This is a genomic window from Spirosoma panaciterrae DSM 21099, assembly GCF_000374025.1.
GTDB lineage: Bacteria > Bacteroidota > Bacteroidia > Cytophagales > Spirosomataceae > Spirosoma > Spirosoma panaciterrae.
Window position 1 is genome coordinate 309,858 of sequence record NZ_KB893172.1, and the last position, 17,632, is coordinate 327,489.

Consider the following 17,632-nt stretch of genomic DNA (forward strand, 5'->3'; position numbering starts at 1 on the left):
CGCCCTAACGCTGTGAATCTCTCTGTAACAAAGAAAAAAAGTATGAAAAGCGTATTGACTTTACTTGTTTTGCTGGGCCTTATGGCCGAAAAACCGGGGAAAGAAACGGCCCTGTCGAATCCGCAATTTGTGGGCGCTGTACCCCGCCTGACGACCGATGCGGCTGGTAATCCTTTGCTAAGCTGGGTCGAAAAACTCAATGAGAAAGAAGCTGTTTTCTACTTCGCGACCTCAACCGATGGTGGACAAACCTTTGGAGAGAAAATCCGGGTAAAAGCACCTGACGGACTGTCGGCTCATGCCGAAGGGATGCCCAAAATAGCTGTAAAAACCGATGGTACGATGCTGGCTGTTTTTGAAGTGCCGCGCCCTACTGCCGCGTCTCGTTTTGCGGGTGATCTGCTGTATACGCTATCGGCCGATGGTGGAAAAACCTGGTCGGATGCCCAGCCCGTACATCAGGATGCAACCCCCGGCAAAAGCCATTCATTTGCCGATATTACCCGCTTACCGAATGGAGAAATCGGTGCGGTCTGGCTTGACGAGAAATTGCCTGGGCAGGAGGGGCGTCCGGTCGTATTTGCTCAGACAACGAAAGGCAAGGGTTTTGGCCCGGCCGTACTGGTCGATGAAAATGCCTGCCAATGTTGCCGTACCAACGTATTTGTCGATAGCCAGAAACGCATTCACCTGACTTATCGGGATATGATACCGACCCAGAAAGGGTCCCCCGCTGCCCGCGATATGAGCACAGCAGTATCGGCCGATGGGGGCAAAACATTCAGCAAACCGCAGGTTGTTTTTGCCGACAACTGGCAGGTAGCTGCTTGCCCGCACGCAGGCCCTGTCGTAGCGCAGATGGGCAACGATATGCTGGTGACCTGGTTTTCGGGCAAGGAGGAATCGGCGGGACTTCGACTGGCCAGATTAGGTTCGGATAAGCTCGTATCAAGTGTACTGACGAATCGCGCCAAACATCCACAAGTTTCGGCCGCCAACGGGCGGTTGACCTGGGTATGGGATGAATCGGTTTCGAAAGATGGTTCCGGCGAGATGGGTTCGTTTGTGCAGCGGATCGGGATGCGCACCATGACCGGACAAGACGTCAGTACCACAACCTACCTGACGCCCGAAACCGTCGATGGTACGTACCCGGCGGTTCTGTCGACGGATAAAGGAACGCTGGTCGCTTACGAACAGAGCAAAGACAAACAGAAGGCCGTGATCGTTGTTCGGTGGCTGGATGCGTGGTAATTTCAGGCATAGGGTAAGCCCTCAGCGGATCTTACCCTATACCTGAAACGCCCCATTACGCTACCTACGCTGTTGGCTACTGTCGGCCTTGCTTCCGGTTCGGGGCAGGATTCGGTTGCCTTTCTTTTTGTTGAACTGAGTTTCATTATCCCGCTGCGGGTTGTGACTACCAACCGACATTTTACCCGCATCCTGGCGGCTCCGATCCGATTCCGTACTGATCGATGATTCGGGAATGAGTCGGTTTGATTTTTTGCCTACCGTAGCGCCCTTCTGCTGCGCTTCCTTATTGTACGGCACGCCCTTCCCTTTGAGCTGGCCGTTGTTGGCATTTCCGGCATGGCTGGTCGTGGCCGACCCCTGCTTGCCTGCATTGGTTTCGGTGTTGGACGATTGAGCCTGGGCATTGATCAGCCCCGCAAAGAAGAATAGAGTCGAAAGAATCAGTAGGTTTTTCATACGTTGCATGCATTTATGTAGGTCAAAGACGTACAGAAGCAAAACCGTTTGTACCGTGAATTGTCTTCGAACAAATGGGTAAATAAGGGAACGGGCTCGTTTAAAGGGGTGAGGCCTAACCAAAAAACACGTAATTTCGCTGCGACCGGGTGAGTCGCTATCGGAGGGCAGTATGCGAATTTTGATCGTAGAAGATGAATGGGAAGTTGCGTCGCTGATTAAAAATGGGCTGGAAGAGTACGACTTTAGCGCCGATATTGCAGGCAATGCCATGGAAGCGAACCAGCAACTGGCCGACCATGAATACGATACGGTTATTCTGGACGTGAACCTCCCCGTCATCAGCGGATATGACCTGTGCCGCATGATTCGGAACAAATACGAAACCCTGCCAATCCTGATGCTGACGGCCTTTGGCAGTACCGAAAATAAACTGACAGGTTTCGATGCCGGTGCCGACGATTATCTGGTAAAACCCTTTGAATTTCGGGAACTTGTGGCCCGGCTGCGGGCGCTGAACCGGCGAAATGGCGTTGTGGTTCAGGAGCCCACCGTACTCAAAATTGCTGATCTGGAACTCAACTTGCAGAGCAAAGCGGTGAAGCGGGGAAATCAAAAGATACTGCTGACCGCCCGCGAACTGGCTCTGCTGGAGTTTTTTCTGAAGAATCAGAATCGGGCGCTCACCCGGCAGGATATTATGGAGCATGTGTGGGACCTTTCGTTCGATACAGGCACCAATGTGGTCGATGTGTACGTCAATTACCTGCGCAAAAAGATCGATAAAGATTTCCCGCTCAAGCTGATTCATACCCTTAGCGGGATCGGCTACATTATGCAGGCCTCTGACGAGTAAACTCATGAGAATACGCACGCGCCTTTCGTTTACGTTTGTGGGGGTCGTTGCGGCCATACTGCTCCTGTTCTCATTTGTAGTGTATGCTACAGCTGAGTATTTCCGCCAACGGGATTTTTACCTTCGGCTGAGCGATAAGGCCAAAACGACGGCTCGTCTGTTGCTGGATGAAGCAGAGGTAGACACGCGTTTACTGCGAATTATCGAGCGGAACAACCTGACCGCCTTGCCTCAGGAGCAGATCAACGTATACGACCAGCAGGGGCGGCTCGTGTATTCAACCCAATCCCGATCCATTGTCGAACCTGTTGTCTTACAGCGTATCCGGCAGAAAAAAGAAATTTTTTTACGGCAGAATAAAGTCGAGATTGTCGGGTTTACGTACCTGCACCATAAGCAGGAGTATGTGCTGGTTGCGTCGGCCTATGACCAGTATGGCATCGAAGAAATGGGGCATCTGAGCACCATTATGGGCGTTGGGCTGGTTTGTAGTCTGGCGTTGGTCGGTATGGTGGGCTGGGCGTATGCCGGACGATCGCTGCGGCCCATTTCCAGGGTCATTCAGGAGGTCGACCAGATCACGGCATCGAACCTGAACCGTCGGCTAACGGCGGGTAACGATCAGGACGAGCTGGCCCAACTGGCCCGTACCTTCAACCTGATGCTCGACCGGGTGCAGGAAGCGTTTGAAGTACAGCGAAATTTTGTGGCCAATGCGTCGCATGAACTGCGTACACCCCTAACGATCATTACCGGACAGATCGAAGTGACGCTGATGAAACGGCGCACCGTTGAAGAACACGAGGCCAAATGGCGGGCGGCTCTTGATGTGATTCAGCGGATGAACAAACTGACCAATAACCTGCTCAATCTGACGCTGGTGAGTTTGGGGGCTACTCCGTTGAAATTCAGTGAGGTAGCGGTCGATGAAGTCATCTATCAGGCCGCACAGATGCTGATGAATCATCAGGAAGAGTACTCGGTCGTATTTTCGTTCGATGGCGAAGTGGAGTCGATTCAGCCTTCGCTGACCATCGCTGGTAATAAATCGCTGCTGTATTCGGCCTTTTTCAATCTGATGGAAAATGGCTGTAAGTTTTCCGCGAACAAGCAGGTAAAGGTTACGCTGGGGGCCAACAATCGCTGGGTCACGATCCGGTTTGAAGACGAAGGAATTGGGATTTCGGAAGCCGACCTGAAGCAGATTTATGAACCTTTCTTCCGGGCGCAGAACGTCAAGCGCATTCACGGGCATGGAGTCGGCCTGCCCCTGACCTATCGGATTATTCAACTCCACTACGGCCAGATCGATGTGATCTCGCAACCCGAGCAGGGTACTACTTTTACCGTTCGTCTGCCTAAATCGCTCTAATCGATTTCTAATCAACTTCTAACAGTCCTCTCATTGACTTCTAACAGCCTCTTAATGAAAGAGTAGGTTCGTTAAAAGAACTTTGTTGTCTGGAAAAGCACGCACGAACTATGAACGGTTTTCGGGCTATGAACAACAAAAATGGCAGTGGGAGAACTTCCAGGAAATACATCAACTGGCTAACCGTCTGGGGGTTTATCGTGGGGTGTATCGCCTACAATCTATATGTCGATAATCGACAGAAGCAATTGATTACCAAAGCGTACCGGACACAGTATGAAATCGAAAGCCAGCGGGCCGATTCCCTCTACAAAGAAACAATCCGGCTGGAACAACGCCTTCAACAGATCGAAACACCAACCGGGCGAAAACTGTCGACCCGACAGCCGGCCGGTTCACCAACTGCATTGACCGCCCGCGAACTGTAAGCGGTCGGTACGCAGAAGTCCTGCCCTAAGCGGTTGCTCTGAAATGCCTCGTACAGAGCTTCCGGTTTAGGGCAGGCACTATTTTTTACCGAATGCAACTACATACGACATAGACACATGCTCAACGTGAATCAAGTTATAGAACCTAAAAACCGACTGGGCGATATTCGGGGCGGAGCCATTTCGTTTCTGGTCGCCGTACCCCTGTGCCTGGGCATTGCCCTGGCCTCCGGGGCTCCTCTGTTTGCGGGCATCATTGCCGGTATTGTGGGGGGGCTGATCGTCGGCATTTTCAGTCGGTCGGCGCTTAGTATTTCAGGACCCGAAGCCGGGCTGATCGTCGTTACCCTGGGTGCCATTCAGACCCTGGGGTCTTTTCCTGCCTTTCTGCTGGCCTTGTGCATAGCCGGGCTGTTTCAGATCGGATTTGGGTTTGCCAAGGCAGGTAATGTCAGCAATTTCTTTCCTTCGTCGGTCATTAAAGGCATGCTGGCTGGTATTGGTATCATGCTGATTATTAAGCAACTGCCACACCTGGTTGGGTACGATGCCGACGCGGCCGAAGGGCTGGTGCTGTTTCAACCCAACGGGTTCGACCTGAACGAGCAACTGCGTATGGCCATGAGCCAGTTTAGCCTGACGGCTATTCTGATTACGGTTGTTTCGCTTACGGTGTTCTATGTGTGGGAACGCCCGTCGTTCAAGCGGCAGGCGTTTGCCAAAAATGTCCCCGCAGCGTTGGTTGTCGTCGTGTTGGGGATTCTGACGAACGAATTCATGAAACTGATGGCTCCGCAATGGGCCTTGTCGGGTAATCATCTGGTGCAGCTCCCCGTTTCCGACAGCGTAGAGGGCTTTTTCAAGCTATTTACCTTTCCTGATTTTTCGCAGTGGAACAACCCAATGGTGTATTCGTCGGCCATCGCCATTGCGCTGGTGGCCAGTCTGGAGGCACTGCTGGCCGTTGAAGCCTGTGATGAACTGGACCCGCTGAAGCGGAAAACACCCGCCAACCACGAGCTGAAAGCACAGGGTATCGGGAACGTGATTAGTGGCCTGATCGGGGGTATTCCGCTGACGTCGGTGATTGTTCGGAGTTCGGTGAGCATCAACGCGGGGGCTCGTACCAAACTGGCGGCTTTACTGCACGGATCGTTGCTGCTGGTTTGTGTGGTAACCCTCCCAGCGGTGCTCAACAAAATTCCCTGGGCGAGTCTGGCGTCGATTCTGCTGGTAACGGGGTATAAACTGGCGCGGATCGACATTTTCAAATCCACTTTTGCCGAAGGGCCCGCCAAGTTCATTCCTTTCTGCGTCACGGTATTGGCCGTTGTACTGACCGACTTGCTGACGGGGATTGGGATCGGGATGGTAACGGGGGTTTTCTTTATCCTGCGCGATCATTACCGAAATACGCACCAGGTACGGACCGAGTGGGATAGCGACATCAAACGGATTCACGTGAGCCTGGGCGATTATGTGTCGTTCTTGAGCAAAGCCCGCGTGATGAAGTTGCTGAAAAGTATCCCCGACAACGCGATTATCGAAATCGACGGGAGCCAGTCATCATATATCGACAGTGATGTGGTTACGGCTATTCAGAATTTCGGTATCGGCGCTAAGCAACGGAACATTCGGCTCATTTTTCGCCCCAGCCCGAACGCCGATCTACCCCCCGTTTTCAATTCCAGCGATACCGGAAAGAGCCACCGCAAAAACTCAGAGTTTCACCTGCACGGTCAGATAAACACTGCGGCCGTCGGAAGGTAGAATGCCAGGACCTGGATAACCTGTGGCCCGTCGGGTAAAATAAACGGTGTTGGCGAGGTTATTCAGGCTACCTTCTACCCGAAACTTGCTAAACTGATACGACAGGCTGGCATCCAGAATGGTATAGGCCGGAATCAGACCGATAACGGCCGACACGCCCCCTTCGCGGGCATTGGTGGCATCCGAGAATTGGTCGGAGAGGTGGGTGTACTGGAGGGAGGCTTTCAGGTTTTTGTACCCCAGCCGAACCCCGCTTTTGAGGTTTACGTTGGGCACAAATTCAACCTGATTGCCTACCACTCCGGCCACTTCGCTGGCTTTGTATTCCGAATGAATCAGCGCTACGTTGGCAAACAAAACCCCGCTCAGATCGACATTGGCTGGATTCGCTATCCGTAGTAAATCTGCTTCGGCATAAGATTCCAGCCCCATAATAACGGCCTGCCCGATGTTGCCCCGCCGACGGAGTACCCGCTGGTTTTCATCGTAGAACTGTACTTCGCCAATGCGGTTGTTGTAATTCAGGTAAAATGCGCTGATGTCAAAATTGTATAGCGTCGTTTGGGTACTGCGGATGCCCAGATCGAGCGAATAGCCTTTTTCGTCCTGCAAGTTCGGGTCGATCACCTGCGAGGGGTTCGCAATGCGCATATCGCTAAACGTGATGGAGCGGTAGTTCTGCGACAGGTTGCCGTAAAGGTCTAGCTGGCCCGTTGGCTTATAGCTGATACCCAGCCCTCCCAGCACAAACTGTCGGCCATTGGTACGGTACTCGCTGGTACGGGCCGAACTGATGATATTTCCCGCCAGGTCCCGAATCGTGGTGCCGTAAAAGCCATCGGCCGTGGTATAGATGTACTCGTAGCGCAGACCGGGCGTGATGGAGAGCTTGTTGCCCAGGTAAATGATGTTTTCGGCAAATACCGATGCGTTTCGGTTCGGAAAACGGTAGTCGTAAGTAATGGCCTGCGCATCGCTGATAAAGTTGAAATTCGCATCGTTGCCCGTACTGCCCAGCCCCTGCGTACTGTGGTTGAACCCGTGATAATACCGGCTCCCAACCAGCAGAACAGCCTGTTGCTTGCCCAGGTAATACCGTTTTAGGTACCGGGCTTCGGCTCCCCAGTTCTGAAAATCGCCTTTGATCAGATCGCGTTCGCTGTTGTCATCAACACTGGCAACCCGGTTGGGCCGGAACCCCAGCGAATACCGATACGCATTCAGGCTAAATAGGCGTACGTTGACTTCATGGTTGGGGTTGAACTTATGATCGAAATGTAACGCAGGCATCGTCCAGTTGACCTTAAACCAGTTGCGCTCGCGGTTGCTCTGGCGCGCATCGTCGGCAAACATGGCATCCGTCAGGCCACCTGGTTGCTGGGCCAGGTAGCTCATCTGCGTAAGGTCGAAGCCCAGGGTGGTGTTTTCCGAGAAGTGGTAATCGATGTCGGCGTAGGCCGTGTAGTTGGTGAATTGGGAATTTGGTCGCCAGCCGTCCCCTTTTTTGTACTGGAAAAACGTGTAGTAACTCAGCTTGCCTACGGTTCCGCTGGCACTGGTAAAGGTGTTGTAAAATCCGAATGAGCCAATCGTTTGTCGGGCCGTCAGTTCCAGTTTTCGGTTGGTTACGGGCTTTTTCATCACAAAATTCAGCAACCCACCAAACTGCGTTCCGTACTGAAGGGAGGCTGCACCCCGAACAATCTGAATACGCCCGACGGCTTCAATAGGTGGCGTGTAATAGCTTTCGGGATAGCCCAACGCATCGGCACTGATGTCGTAACCATTTTGCCGGACGTTGAAATTGGAGCTACGGTTGGGGTCGAGGCCACGACCACCGATACTAAGCTGAAGTCCCGCTCCTTCATTTTCCCAGATGTTTAATCCGGCCACACGGGCATAAATCTGACGGGCATTGTTCGTTGCCAGATTAGCCACCAGTTGTTCCGGTAAAATCACTTCTGTCTTTTTCCCTTCGTAAATCCCCATGCTTTCGACCCCGCGCATCCGCGTAAAGCCAAAGTCTGCCTGTTTATCTGTAACCGTTACCTCTTTCAGATTCTCCTGCCGGTTGCTAAGCCAGAGGGCTATGTACTGGTCCTGAGCCTGAATGGTTACCGCTTGTCGGGAGGTTTTAAAGTCAGGGCTGGTCGTTTGCAACAGGTGTTCGCCCGTCGGGAGATTGACGAATACGAATCGGCCTAGGCTGTCGGTGATCGTGCTTCGTTTGCCGTCGTTCAGGTAGACCGTACAGCCTTGCACGGCACTACTGTCGTGTCGGGCCCGTACCATACCCGTAATCCGGTATTGAGCGAGAACGGTGGTGGTAAGAAAGGTGCTGGCTAGAAAACTAAAAACCGTAAATCGTATCATGAAATGGTGTAATCCATGCTTTTGGCTTGAATGAGTCCTGCTCATTGGCCAGGTTTATTGTGGGGTCGATGAGTGGTTTGCCGAGTCGACCGTTTAGAGCTACGTACGAATCGACATACACTTCCGGGTTATGAAAACCGTTTTTCGCGTAGTAGTCTCGCAGAATGTGCGCGTATTGCAGAAGCATATCGGGCTGGGTCGCCATCATTTTCTCCTGCAAAGGGGTAAGAAACCGGCTGTTGTTGACGATGGTTTGATGACCGAACCGATCTTTTATCATGAATTGGGCATAGCCCGCTTTCTCCATGAGCATCACCCGCCACGAAAATCGGTAGCCCTGCTCCGTCCAGAACAATTCGCCCGGATACAGCAGATAGCGGAAAGGAAACAGAAGCTGGACGATGAAAAAGAGGCCGAACAGGGTCAATATGGCCGTTTTTACGCCTGGTGAATACCGATACGTTCGGCGGGGGCGTAGAAACTGGGATGAGGCCGAAAGCCATTTGCCTAGCTGGTTGATGATCCGTTGATGAACACTCGGCGAGAAAAAGATCAGCGCCGTCACCATCATGACGTAAGGGAACATCCCGATGGGAAACAGCAGCGCCGTAAGGCCATGAAAGACAACGACAGCGACATAGGCAAACGGCCGGGTGGCGTGGTTCCAGAGCAGAAAGGGTATGCTCAGGTCGTATATACAGCCAAAGACGCTGAACACATAGGGTATCCAGGGGTAATTGAACAGAAATCCGATAAGCGGAAGGTCGTTATGCGCTGGTAACCAGATTCGTAACGGCTGAGCATGTAAAATCCAGTCGCTGTTGAGTTTGGCTAATCCGGCAAATACATACAACAGGGCGACAAATAGTTTGAGCGCGTCGATGCACCAGGCCGGAATCTGATCGGCCAGCAGCGCCCGGCTACGATACGCATCGACCGAAAAATAGGCATGGGCGGGCAGGAACATGAGCAGCAGACAAATCATACTGACGAAGTAGTAGTGATTCAGATACGTGCTCTTGTCGATCAGTTCGATGTACGAAAAACTCAGAAACAGGCTGACAATGGCAACCCGATAAAATAACCCAATCGCCACCAGCAGCGCCGATACACCACAAATCATAAACAGAAGGCAGGTGTATTCGCCCAGTGGCTTTACAAATTCGAACCCATAAAACGGGAAGAAGTAATGCGGTTTTTCATACAGTTCCGCAATCCAGCCGTTGCTCCAGAAACGAACAATGCTCCCGAAGAGCATGAGCCCAAACAGAAGCCTGAAAAGGGCTAGTGGAGCGGCTGGTGTTGTTCTATGAAAATAAGCAGGCATTAGTAACGAAGGTTCAGTCTGCTGTTTCCTGCTTTCGGTCGGTGGGCGTAGCCACCGTTCTCACACGAACCCGCAAAAAACAGGAAACAGCAGCCTGCAACCATTAATTAATCTCCATCATTATCCGTGTAGGTGATCGTGATGCTCATGGCCGAAGTCATGTCTACTTTGAGCATCCGAACGGCTTTCTGCATCTCGGTATACACTTGGGTCACAGCCGTATTATTGGTCTTTACGTCGTCGGACAGATCGGCTTTGAGAAGGCCAAGTTTTTGACTAACCAGGTCAAACTGCGCATTGATGATCTCGACCAGCGATTTGCCGGTTTGGCTGTCTTTTGCCCCCAGACTCGTCAGATAGCTTTTCAGGCCAGGGCCTTCCTGTCCGGTTTTTACGCTCTTGCCATTGAAGAAATCTACCGATGCCTGATGAGCGGTTTTGGCTAGTGCCAGGGAAAGGTCTTTTTTATAGTAAGCCTCAACTTTATCGGGCGATACGGTCCCGTTGGTCATGGCTCCTGATGGAATACCGATTTTGCCCGAACGAATGTACCGTTCGTAGTTGAGTACGTACCCATTGACGAGTTTGCCCGTGGAGCAACCCGCATTAAGGGCTGTACAGTTGATGAATGTATCCCGATAGCCCCCCGTGGTCCATTGGGTATATACCGTTGTGAACACCGAGTTCATCTGGGTGGTCAGGCGCTTCAGGTACGCGATTCGTTTGGCCGCATCGGCAGCCGTCGTATACCGCGCCACAATGGCGTCGTCTGTACTGCCCAGTCCGTTGATCAGGTAATCCAAAGCTGGGAATCCTTGTTTTGGATAGGAGAGCGGCACATCGAACGAACCTGAACCCGCCGTAATGTATTCTTCGATCCCGGTTGTATTGGCTGGGTAAATGTTGAAAAAATTGCGAAGGGTATACTGCTCGGCCGGGCCAACATCGAAGAGTTCCACTTTCTGCCATTCGGTGTAGGCATCCACCCAGGCCTGCCGAAAATCGGCCAGCGAAGCCTTGTCAGGTTTAGCCGAAAACGCATCCGATTTGGCAGTCATGGCATCCAGCTTCGTTTTGAAATTGGCGTAGGCCGGTACAATAATGTTGTCAGCGATGTTGGTGAGCATGGCCTTCCGGTCGCTGTCGGCCTGATTGGTAGGATTCGTGGGCGACGGTGTATCCGTTCCTCCCCCGGAGCAGGCCCAGAGCATCCCGAACAGGATGCCCGCAAAGCCGATCTGTTTCCACCTGATTTGTCTCATGAGTTCTAAAAAGTGACAGAGCGGCATTAAAAACACCGCCCTGTAGGCATTGCGTTAACGTGACTAAGCAGTTATTGGATATTAAACTTGGTTTTGATGGCAGTTGAAGCCGCATCAATTTTGGCATTCGTTAAACCCCAGAAGCCATTGGGGGATGAGTAAACCAGATTCGTCAGAAGACCGTCGGAGAAGGTAGCGTCGGCATTGTTCAGTTTCGCATACCGCAGGCTGTATATAAAACCTAGTCCTTCGCCCATCGCGTGAGCAGCCGCCGATGTGTTGGTACCGGCCGTTTTCCATTTGCCCAGATACCCCAGTGCCGCAGCCGCAATGGCTTTTTCCATGGCCGAGCGGATAAAGGTAGCCTGGGTTTTCAGGGTGGTCATGTCGTTGTTTACAATAGCAGCCCGGCCCGTCAGAAGAGCTTTATGAATTTTCGGGAAATCATCCTTATTGTATTCCCACATATAGGAGCCAATAAAGCTCTCACCCGAGGAGGTAGAGGTCGCTTTCGAGCCGTAAACTGGGTTTGCCGTGATAATGCCGAAAATCTGATCCCAGTTCTGTTCAAGCTGCGTATAGGTTTTACCGTTTACAACCGTTGCGTTATCGAGCGCCAGATTTTTGTCGCTCAGAAGTACGTTGGCGATATAATCGACCTGAAACGCGCCAATGAGCGATTTCTGAATGATCTGCGCCCATTCAATGCCTTTTTCATCGACCAGATAGGTGCCCAGTTTTCCCGGCTTTCCTTCCGAAGCGGTAGCTGTGGCCGATTGGCTGGCTGTAGCCATGGCCGAGAAGGCTGCTTCGATGGTCTGCCGCTCTTTTTCGGCATCCGACGACGACAGCGAAGAAGCTGTTAAGGCCCGAAGCTGAACGCCTGACGTGTTTAAGGCGGCATTGGCCGTTCCCGAAAACGGATTCCCGGTATTTGCGAACATATTTTTCAGAACCGTAGCATCGAGCACGGCTCCGGCACTGGCAGCCGTACTGTTATAGGTGTTGATCGCCCGGAACATCGACAGAAGCGTACTACCTGTTGTTAGATCGACCGTTTTGGCACCCTTGTCATCGACAAAGAACGTAGCATAGGTCGTGGTGTCGGTCAGTTTGGCGTAGTCAACCGTTTTGCGAAGTTGAGGGCGGACAGTGGTTGGGTTTTCGTCTCCATCTTTACACGAAGCCAGAATGGCTGTCAAGGCAAAAACAGGAAGAAGTTGTGAAAGGCGAAAAAGCTTTAGCATGAATCAATCGGTTGTCTGATTTCGCCCGCAAAGGTATTTACTATTTAGACTAAGTATAAAATTTATTTAGATTTTTTTTAAATAAGCCTGTGGCTGATGATGTTTTCAGAAGTTGGAAAATGATTAAAGTATTGTTAAATAATTGACAGATTGGTAGTTTATTATTCGGTAGGTTGGTATATTTGACTCCGCTCAGATACCACACATCAGCCACCTGGAAGCAATCCTGCGATAACCCTACAACACGATTCGTAATAAATCGACGCTTTATCCCAGGATTCACTTTGTCGTTTTAAGGCCTTTTTCGCACCGTAATCAGTCGGTGAATTGCTAAGTACTCAACATCACCAGCGTATTTTAACGTGAATAAAGTCATGGCTTTTCACCTGTCAGCGAGTTATATTCCGGTTAATCCGCCCTCCGTCTGGGTGGTTGATGACGATGAGGATGATCGTCTTTTTATCCGTTCTGCCTTCGAAGATCTGAAAACGCCCGTTAGTGTACTGATGCTTACGGATGGAGATCAGGTGTTGCCTCGCCTGACGGTTGCAGAAACCATTCCTCAGTTGATCTTACTGGATATCAATATGACGCGGCAGAATGGGTTCGAAACCCTGACCCAATTGCGGAACACCCCTACCTATGCCGAACTGCCCGTTGTGATGCTGACCACGTCATCGGATAAATCTGATCGGCAGCGGAGCCTGGCTCTTGGAGCCAATCAATGCCTGACCAAGCCCGCCAGTTATCAGGAACTGGTAACCATGGTAACTTCCCTCAGCGAACGCTGGGCGCTGGCCTGATCGGTTTCTGCCGGGAAGCAGACCCTTGCCAGCTATTTTCAGAGCGATTTTGAACCAACTTTTTAGGGATCCGATTCTGTACGTATGTCGTTACGTTTAGAATTGAATACGCCTGTTCACGATGACCGTCCGGTATTTGTGTCGGGTGGTTTTTGTGACTGGTATCCGGATGTTGACCAGTTTCGGATGCAATCCCTAGGGCCAGGGCAGTATGTGTACGAGTTTCCTGATGCCTGGTCGCTTCCCCATCAATTCGATTATAAATACACCCGTGGTGGCTGGGATCATGTCGAACTGGATGCATCCGGCGAGGCAGTGCCTAACCGAACGGTTTTGGCCAATGCAGGGCTTAAATCGGATTTTGTGCCTCATTGGCGCTGGTACGGCATGCCTTTCAATCCCGCGTGGCTGCCTAAAATTGAATTGCTTGGCAACACGTTCGACGCCCCTAAAATTAACCAGACTCGGCGGGTCTATGTGCTGCTGCCGCACGATTATACCCAAACCGACAAGCGGTATCCGGTGCTGTATCTACACGATGGGCAAAACCTGTTCGGCGGGGGAGTGGGGTACGGAAGCTGGGAAATCGACCAGAAAATGGCCTTGCTGGCTGCGCGGTATCACCATGAAGTTATTCTGGTTTCGATCGACCATGCCGAAGAAGCCCGCATCCGGGAGTTTACCTTTCAGACCACCCGAGCTGGAAAAGGGCGAGGCCAGTACTACCTCGATTTCATTCGTCATGTGATCAAACCCGTTGTCGACAGCCGATATCGTACCTTGCCCGATGCCGAGCATACCGGCATTGGAGGTAGTTCGCTGGGCGGGCTAATCAGTATCTATGCGGGCCTGATGCATCCGAATGTGTTTGGTCGTTTAATGGTCTTTTCGCCTTCGCTCTGGATTTCGCCTAAAATCTACTTCGATGCCATTCGCTTCAAAGCGCCCGTATCCATGAAAATTTATGCTTATGGCGGTGAGCAGGAGTCCCGTTTTATGATTCCGAATATTGAACGTTTTCGGGAAGCACTGGCGCGTCAACAGTATGGGGGCAATCCAATCGATATTTATTTGTCGGTCGATCCTACGGGGACGCACCAGGAAGCCCACTGGAGTCGTGAGTTTCCGAAAGCGGTGGAGTGGCTGTTTTATGAATAAGTTTGGGGTTTGAACTACTTTTACCGCCAAACGTCAGAATTCCGAACGTCAAAACAGTATGCTCGTGAACATTGCACTACAAACAACAAACCCGCCGACAGGCGATTTGATTATTCCGGTTGTACAGACCGAACTGAGCAGTCGCCTAACCGAGCTTGCTCAGCAACTACCTATTCCGCTGGCGGTTCTGCAACGTGATTTTAAAGCGGATGCGAAGGAAATTTTTACGCTCTATAGCGCGGAGGGGGCCAAAACGTATCTGCTTGGAATGGGGGCTGATCCGAAGGGAATGGATTGGTTACGGGTATTCCGAAGGTTTTTTTTCGACCAGAAAGCAAAGCTATCGGCACAGGTTGCGATTGATCTGACCCAGTTTGAAGGGGATGTAGCCGAAAATGTGGTTGTGGGTGTTCGGTGGGGTGGGTATGATTTGAAGTTGTACCAGACCGATAAGCCCGACGTTCCCGTTTTCTTCTCCGAGTCGGGCCAGCTTACGCTAAGGGTGTCGCCCGAAGTGGAGCCTGTTGCGCAGGAAGCGCTGGCTCGGGCCGAAGCCATTGCCCAAACGCAGCGACAAATACTGGATCTGATGAATGCACCTGCCAATTACAAGCAACCGCAAACTCTGGCCGACTGGGCACAGGCTTCGGGTAAGCAGTATGGGTATACCGTAACGGTGCTGGATAAAGCGGAACTGGAGCGGCAAAAACTGGGGGCTTTGTTGAGTGTGAGTCAGGGCAGCGATGTGCCTCCGGTGCTCATCATCACAGAATACAAACCGGCCGATAGCAGCTCTGTATTAACTGTTGGGCTGGTCGGAAAAGGCGTCACGTTCGATACGGGCGGGGTATCGATCAAGGCCTCATCAAACATGCACCTCATGAAAAGCGATATGGGTGGTGCTGCGGCTGTGTTGGGTACGGTAGAAGTTGCGGCCAAGCTGAAACTGCCCATTCACGTAGTGGGTATAGTGCCTGCTACCGAAAATGCCATTGACGGCCGCTCCACCAAACCGGGTGATGTGATTACTTCCTACATCGGCAAAACCATCGAAATCATCGATACGGATGCGGAAGGACGCGTCATTCTGGCCGATGGCCTAGGATATATGGTGCGTCATTACAGCCCGGATGTTCTGATTGATCTGGCTACGCTGACGGGTAGTGTCATTGCGGCTTTGGGATACCATGCTGCCGGGTTATTTACCGCCAATGATGCGCTGGCGGGTAAACTTATCGACGCAGCGAATCAAACGGGCGAACACCTCTGGCGGTTGCCGATCTGGGACGCGTATACGGAAGATATTAAGTCGGATGTGGCCGATGTGAAAAACTTCAGTGGTAAGCCAGTAGCGGGAGCCATCAGTGCCGCCAAATTCCTGGAAGTATTTACGGAAAACCACCCGGCCTGGGCGCACCTCGACATAGCCGGAATGGCGTTTGCCGATACTGAATTCGGTTCACAAAAGAATGCAACGGGCTTTGGAATTCGACTGCTAACGTCCTATTTACAAACGCTTATTGCAGAAAGTCGCTAAGAAAAATTCGCGATTTAATCTTTTGGCCGTATCTTTTTCGGTGAAAACACGAACAGGTTTTATGGTGCTCAGTTTATAATTTGCCTGCCGTAAGCTGAGCACTACAAACTACATGCCTATGAGCCAGTTGTCATTTTTGTGCATCGCCACCTTTTTCAAGGGGCACGAATTCATGCGAGCCTGTAAGGAATTGGGCAATACGGTCTATTTACTGACCGATCAGAAACTGGCTAACGAAGCCTGGCCGCGCGAAGCAATCGATGAGTTTTTTTACCTGCCATCGCCTAGCAACGAACCGAATGATCTGGAACAAATGATCGTCGGGTTGGCCCATGCCATGCGTTCGCGACGGATCAATCGGGTGGTGGCGCTGGATGATTTTGACGTGGAAAAGGGGGCGCTCATCCGCGAAACCTTTCGGATCGATGGGATGGGACAAACCACCGCCCGTTACTTCCGGGATAAACTGGCGATGCGGATGCGAGCGGCATCGGCCGGTATTCGGGTTCCAGCGTTTAGCCCACTTTTTAATGACGAGGCTATTACGGCTTTTCTGCAAACGACGGAATCGCCCTGGCTCCTCAAACCCCGTTCCGAAGCGTCGACAACGGGTATCCGAAAAGTACACTCCCTCGAAGAAGCCTGGTCGGCCATACACCTGCTGGAAGATAAACGGCATCATTACCTGATCGAAGAATTTAAGCCGGGTAAAGTCTATCACGTCGATGCACTCTCGGTTGATGGGAAGGCCGTTTTTACCCGGGTGAGCCAATATCTGGCAACGCCTATGGAAGTGGCGCATGGGGGTGGTGTTTTCCGAACGGCTACTTTACCGCTTGGGACGCCCGAAAACTCAGCCTTAAGCCAGATAAACGATCAGGTGCTGGCGGCTTTCGGGATGCGGTACAGTGCCTCACATTCGGAGTACATCCGGGGTGATCATGATGGGGAACTCTATTTTCTGGAAACGTCCTCGCGTGTGGGGGGGGCAAACATTGCCGAGATGGTCGAAGCCGCATCGGGCGTGAACCTCTGGCGCGAATGGGCTAAGCTGGAGATCGCGATGGCCCGTAAAGAGCACTACATTCCACCAACAGACCACTCCCGCTATGCAGGGTTAATTATCTCACTGGCCCGGCAGCAATGGCCCGACCTGTCGGTGTTTACCGAGCCAGAGATCTGGTGGCGTATGAAAAAGGAATATCATGTCGGAGTGATTGTCCGCTCCGACGATCGGTCGGAGATTTTAAATCTGCTGGACAATTACATGCACCGAATTTATCAGGAGTTCCACGCATCGGCCCCCCTGCCCGACAAACCGACGAATTAATCGTTATTAAGTAGTCATTAATTGTCAGTAGGTGCTCACTGTTAGTCGATTAATGGCTAATAATGACCTACTACTGACAATCAATGCCTACTCAATGACCGTTAATTTCTAAGGGTATCTTTCTTCGCTTTGTCTTTCTCGATAGGTATCGCTACACCAAACCCTCGTGGATCGCTGGGAGGCTGAGTTCTTCGTTTTTTGCGCCCATTTTGGGGTGGAGGGGGCGTAGTAAGGGGGACCTGCGCCGTAAGACCCGGACCCGATACAGGCGTGTCGACGCCAGGAATCGCAACCTGCCTGTCCGCAGGCTGCTGAATGACTTTTGACGAGTCGGCCTGGGCAAAGCAAAGAGTGCCAGACAGGCATAAAATGGAACAAATCAGGACCGTGCGCATACGTAAAGCGGTTTCGTTGAGTAAGGCGCTGTCAATGGATTGACGGCTTGTATATCAACTC

General features: G+C 51.8%; 15 protein-coding genes. 9 read left to right on the forward strand and 6 right to left on the reverse strand.

What is annotated here, in order from left to right; genetic code table 11:
* The first annotated feature begins 42 nt into the window (after positions 1–42).
* Complete coding sequence (locus B153_RS0101210; RefSeq protein WP_020594826.1) at positions 43–1,254, forward strand: sialidase family protein; 1,212 nt, start codon at positions 43–45, stop codon at positions 1,252–1,254.
* Positions 1,255–1,314: 60 nt separating this feature from the next.
* On the opposite strand, the gene B153_RS0101215 is transcribed toward B153_RS0101210, so the two are convergent.
* The gene (locus B153_RS0101215) at positions 1,315–1,713 is read right to left on the reverse strand and encodes a hypothetical protein (RefSeq protein WP_020594827.1); all 399 of its coding nucleotides are present in this window, start codon (positions 1,711–1,713) and stop codon (positions 1,315–1,317) included.
* A gap of 172 nt (positions 1,714–1,885) precedes the next feature.
* Here B153_RS0101215 and B153_RS0101220 point away from each other — a divergent pair, with 172 nt between their 5' ends.
* From B153_RS0101220 to B153_RS34470, 4 genes are all read left to right on the forward strand, one after another.
* Complete coding sequence (locus tag B153_RS0101220) at positions 1,886–2,569, forward strand: response regulator transcription factor (RefSeq protein WP_020594828.1); 684 nt, start codon at positions 1,886–1,888, stop codon at positions 2,567–2,569.
* 4 nt (positions 2,570–2,573) lie between these two features.
* Positions 2,574–3,941: a HAMP domain-containing sensor histidine kinase gene (locus B153_RS0101225; protein ID WP_020594829.1), complete on the forward strand. Its 1,368-nt coding sequence runs from the start codon at positions 2,574–2,576 to the stop codon at positions 3,939–3,941.
* Between the two features lie 110 nt (positions 3,942–4,051).
* A complete protein-coding gene (locus B153_RS0101230; protein ID WP_020594830.1) occupies positions 4,052–4,369 on the forward strand; it encodes a DUF2059 domain-containing protein in 318 nt (105 codons plus the stop codon).
* Positions 4,370–4,486: 117 nt separating this feature from the next.
* Positions 4,487–6,139: a SulP family inorganic anion transporter gene (locus B153_RS34470; RefSeq protein ID WP_020594831.1), complete on the forward strand. Its 1,653-nt coding sequence runs from the start codon at positions 4,487–4,489 to the stop codon at positions 6,137–6,139.
* Here B153_RS34470 and B153_RS0101240 read toward each other — a convergent pair.
* From B153_RS0101240 to B153_RS0101255, 4 genes are all read right to left on the reverse strand, one after another.
* Complete coding sequence (locus B153_RS0101240; protein ID WP_020594832.1) at positions 6,089–8,512, reverse strand: TonB-dependent receptor domain-containing protein; 2,424 nt, start codon at positions 8,510–8,512, stop codon at positions 6,089–6,091. The two genes, B153_RS34470 and B153_RS0101240, sit on opposite strands and share 51 nt — an antisense overlap.
* Positions 8,490–9,839 carry an HTTM domain-containing protein gene (locus B153_RS0101245; RefSeq protein ID WP_026261830.1) on the reverse strand — a complete coding sequence of 450 codons (1,350 nt, stop codon included), beginning with the start codon at positions 9,837–9,839 and terminating at the stop codon, positions 8,490–8,492. The genes B153_RS0101240 and B153_RS0101245 overlap by 23 nt, the downstream gene beginning before the upstream one ends.
* Before the next feature lie 107 nt (positions 9,840–9,946).
* Positions 9,947–11,101, reverse strand: a complete 1,155-nt coding sequence (locus tag B153_RS0101250; RefSeq protein WP_040760603.1) for an imelysin family protein — start codon at positions 11,099–11,101, stop codon at positions 9,947–9,949.
* A 71-nt stretch (positions 11,102–11,172) separates the two neighbouring features.
* Positions 11,173–12,348, reverse strand: coding sequence for a DUF4856 domain-containing protein (locus B153_RS0101255; protein WP_020594836.1), 1,176 nt, complete (start codon positions 12,346–12,348; stop codon positions 11,173–11,175).
* Positions 12,349–12,722: 374 nt separating this feature from the next.
* On the opposite strand from B153_RS0101255, the gene B153_RS0101260 reads away from it, so the two are divergent.
* The 4 genes from B153_RS0101260 (at position 12,723) to B153_RS0101275 (ending at position 17,176) form a co-directional block, all read left to right on the forward strand.
* Entirely contained in the window at positions 12,723–13,151 is a 429-nt protein-coding gene (locus B153_RS0101260) for a response regulator (RefSeq protein WP_020594837.1), read from the forward strand.
* Positions 13,152–13,235: 84 nt separating this feature from the next.
* Positions 13,236–14,309 (forward strand): alpha/beta hydrolase, encoded by a 1,074-nt coding sequence (locus B153_RS0101265; protein WP_020594838.1) that lies wholly within the window; start codon positions 13,236–13,238, stop codon positions 14,307–14,309.
* A 58-nt stretch (positions 14,310–14,367) separates the two neighbouring features.
* Positions 14,368–15,846, forward strand: coding sequence for a leucyl aminopeptidase family protein (locus B153_RS0101270; RefSeq protein ID WP_020594839.1), 1,479 nt, complete (start codon positions 14,368–14,370; stop codon positions 15,844–15,846).
* Positions 15,847–15,964: 118 nt separating this feature from the next.
* Positions 15,965–17,176 (forward strand): ATP-grasp domain-containing protein, encoded by a 1,212-nt coding sequence (locus tag B153_RS0101275; RefSeq protein ID WP_020594840.1) that lies wholly within the window; start codon positions 15,965–15,967, stop codon positions 17,174–17,176.
* Between the two features lie 101 nt (positions 17,177–17,277).
* Here the strand turns inward: B153_RS0101275 and B153_RS0101280 are convergent, their stop codons facing one another.
* The gene (locus B153_RS0101280) at positions 17,278–17,571 is read right to left on the reverse strand and encodes a hypothetical protein (protein WP_020594841.1); all 294 of its coding nucleotides are present in this window, start codon (positions 17,569–17,571) and stop codon (positions 17,278–17,280) included.
* Positions 17,572–17,632: the final 61 nt, after the last annotated feature.

What these genes read in the sequence shown, in the direction of transcription:
- B153_RS0101210 (WP_020594826.1), top strand. Translation starts at nt 43, where the DNA reads ATGAAAAGCGTATTGACTTTACTTGTTTTGCTGGGCCTTATGGCCGAA.
- B153_RS0101215 (WP_020594827.1), bottom strand. Translation starts at nt 1,713, where the DNA reads ATGAAAAACCTACTGATTCTTTCGACTCTATTCTTCTTTGCGGGGCTG.
- B153_RS0101220 (WP_020594828.1), top strand. Translation starts at nt 1,886, where the DNA reads ATGCGAATTTTGATCGTAGAAGATGAATGGGAAGTTGCGTCGCTGATT.
- B153_RS0101225 (WP_020594829.1), top strand. Translation starts at nt 2,574, where the DNA reads ATGAGAATACGCACGCGCCTTTCGTTTACGTTTGTGGGGGTCGTTGCG.
- B153_RS0101230 (WP_020594830.1), top strand. Translation starts at nt 4,052, where the DNA reads ATGAACGGTTTTCGGGCTATGAACAACAAAAATGGCAGTGGGAGAACT.
- B153_RS34470 (WP_020594831.1), top strand. Translation starts at nt 4,487, where the DNA reads ATGCTCAACGTGAATCAAGTTATAGAACCTAAAAACCGACTGGGCGAT.
- B153_RS0101240 (WP_020594832.1), bottom strand. Translation starts at nt 8,512, where the DNA reads ATGATACGATTTACGGTTTTTAGTTTTCTAGCCAGCACCTTTCTTACC.
- B153_RS0101245 (WP_026261830.1), bottom strand. Translation starts at nt 9,839, where the DNA reads ATGCCTGCTTATTTTCATAGAACAACACCAGCCGCTCCACTAGCCCTT.
- B153_RS0101250 (WP_040760603.1), bottom strand. Translation starts at nt 11,101, where the DNA reads ATGAGACAAATCAGGTGGAAACAGATCGGCTTTGCGGGCATCCTGTTC.
- B153_RS0101255 (WP_020594836.1), bottom strand. Translation starts at nt 12,348, where the DNA reads ATGCTAAAGCTTTTTCGCCTTTCACAACTTCTTCCTGTTTTTGCCTTG.
- B153_RS0101260 (WP_020594837.1), top strand. Translation starts at nt 12,723, where the DNA reads ATGGCTTTTCACCTGTCAGCGAGTTATATTCCGGTTAATCCGCCCTCC.
- B153_RS0101265 (WP_020594838.1), top strand. Translation starts at nt 13,236, where the DNA reads ATGTCGTTACGTTTAGAATTGAATACGCCTGTTCACGATGACCGTCCG.
- B153_RS0101270 (WP_020594839.1), top strand. Translation starts at nt 14,368, where the DNA reads ATGCTCGTGAACATTGCACTACAAACAACAAACCCGCCGACAGGCGAT.
- B153_RS0101275 (WP_020594840.1), top strand. Translation starts at nt 15,965, where the DNA reads ATGAGCCAGTTGTCATTTTTGTGCATCGCCACCTTTTTCAAGGGGCAC.
- B153_RS0101280 (WP_020594841.1), bottom strand. Translation starts at nt 17,571, where the DNA reads ATGCGCACGGTCCTGATTTGTTCCATTTTATGCCTGTCTGGCACTCTT.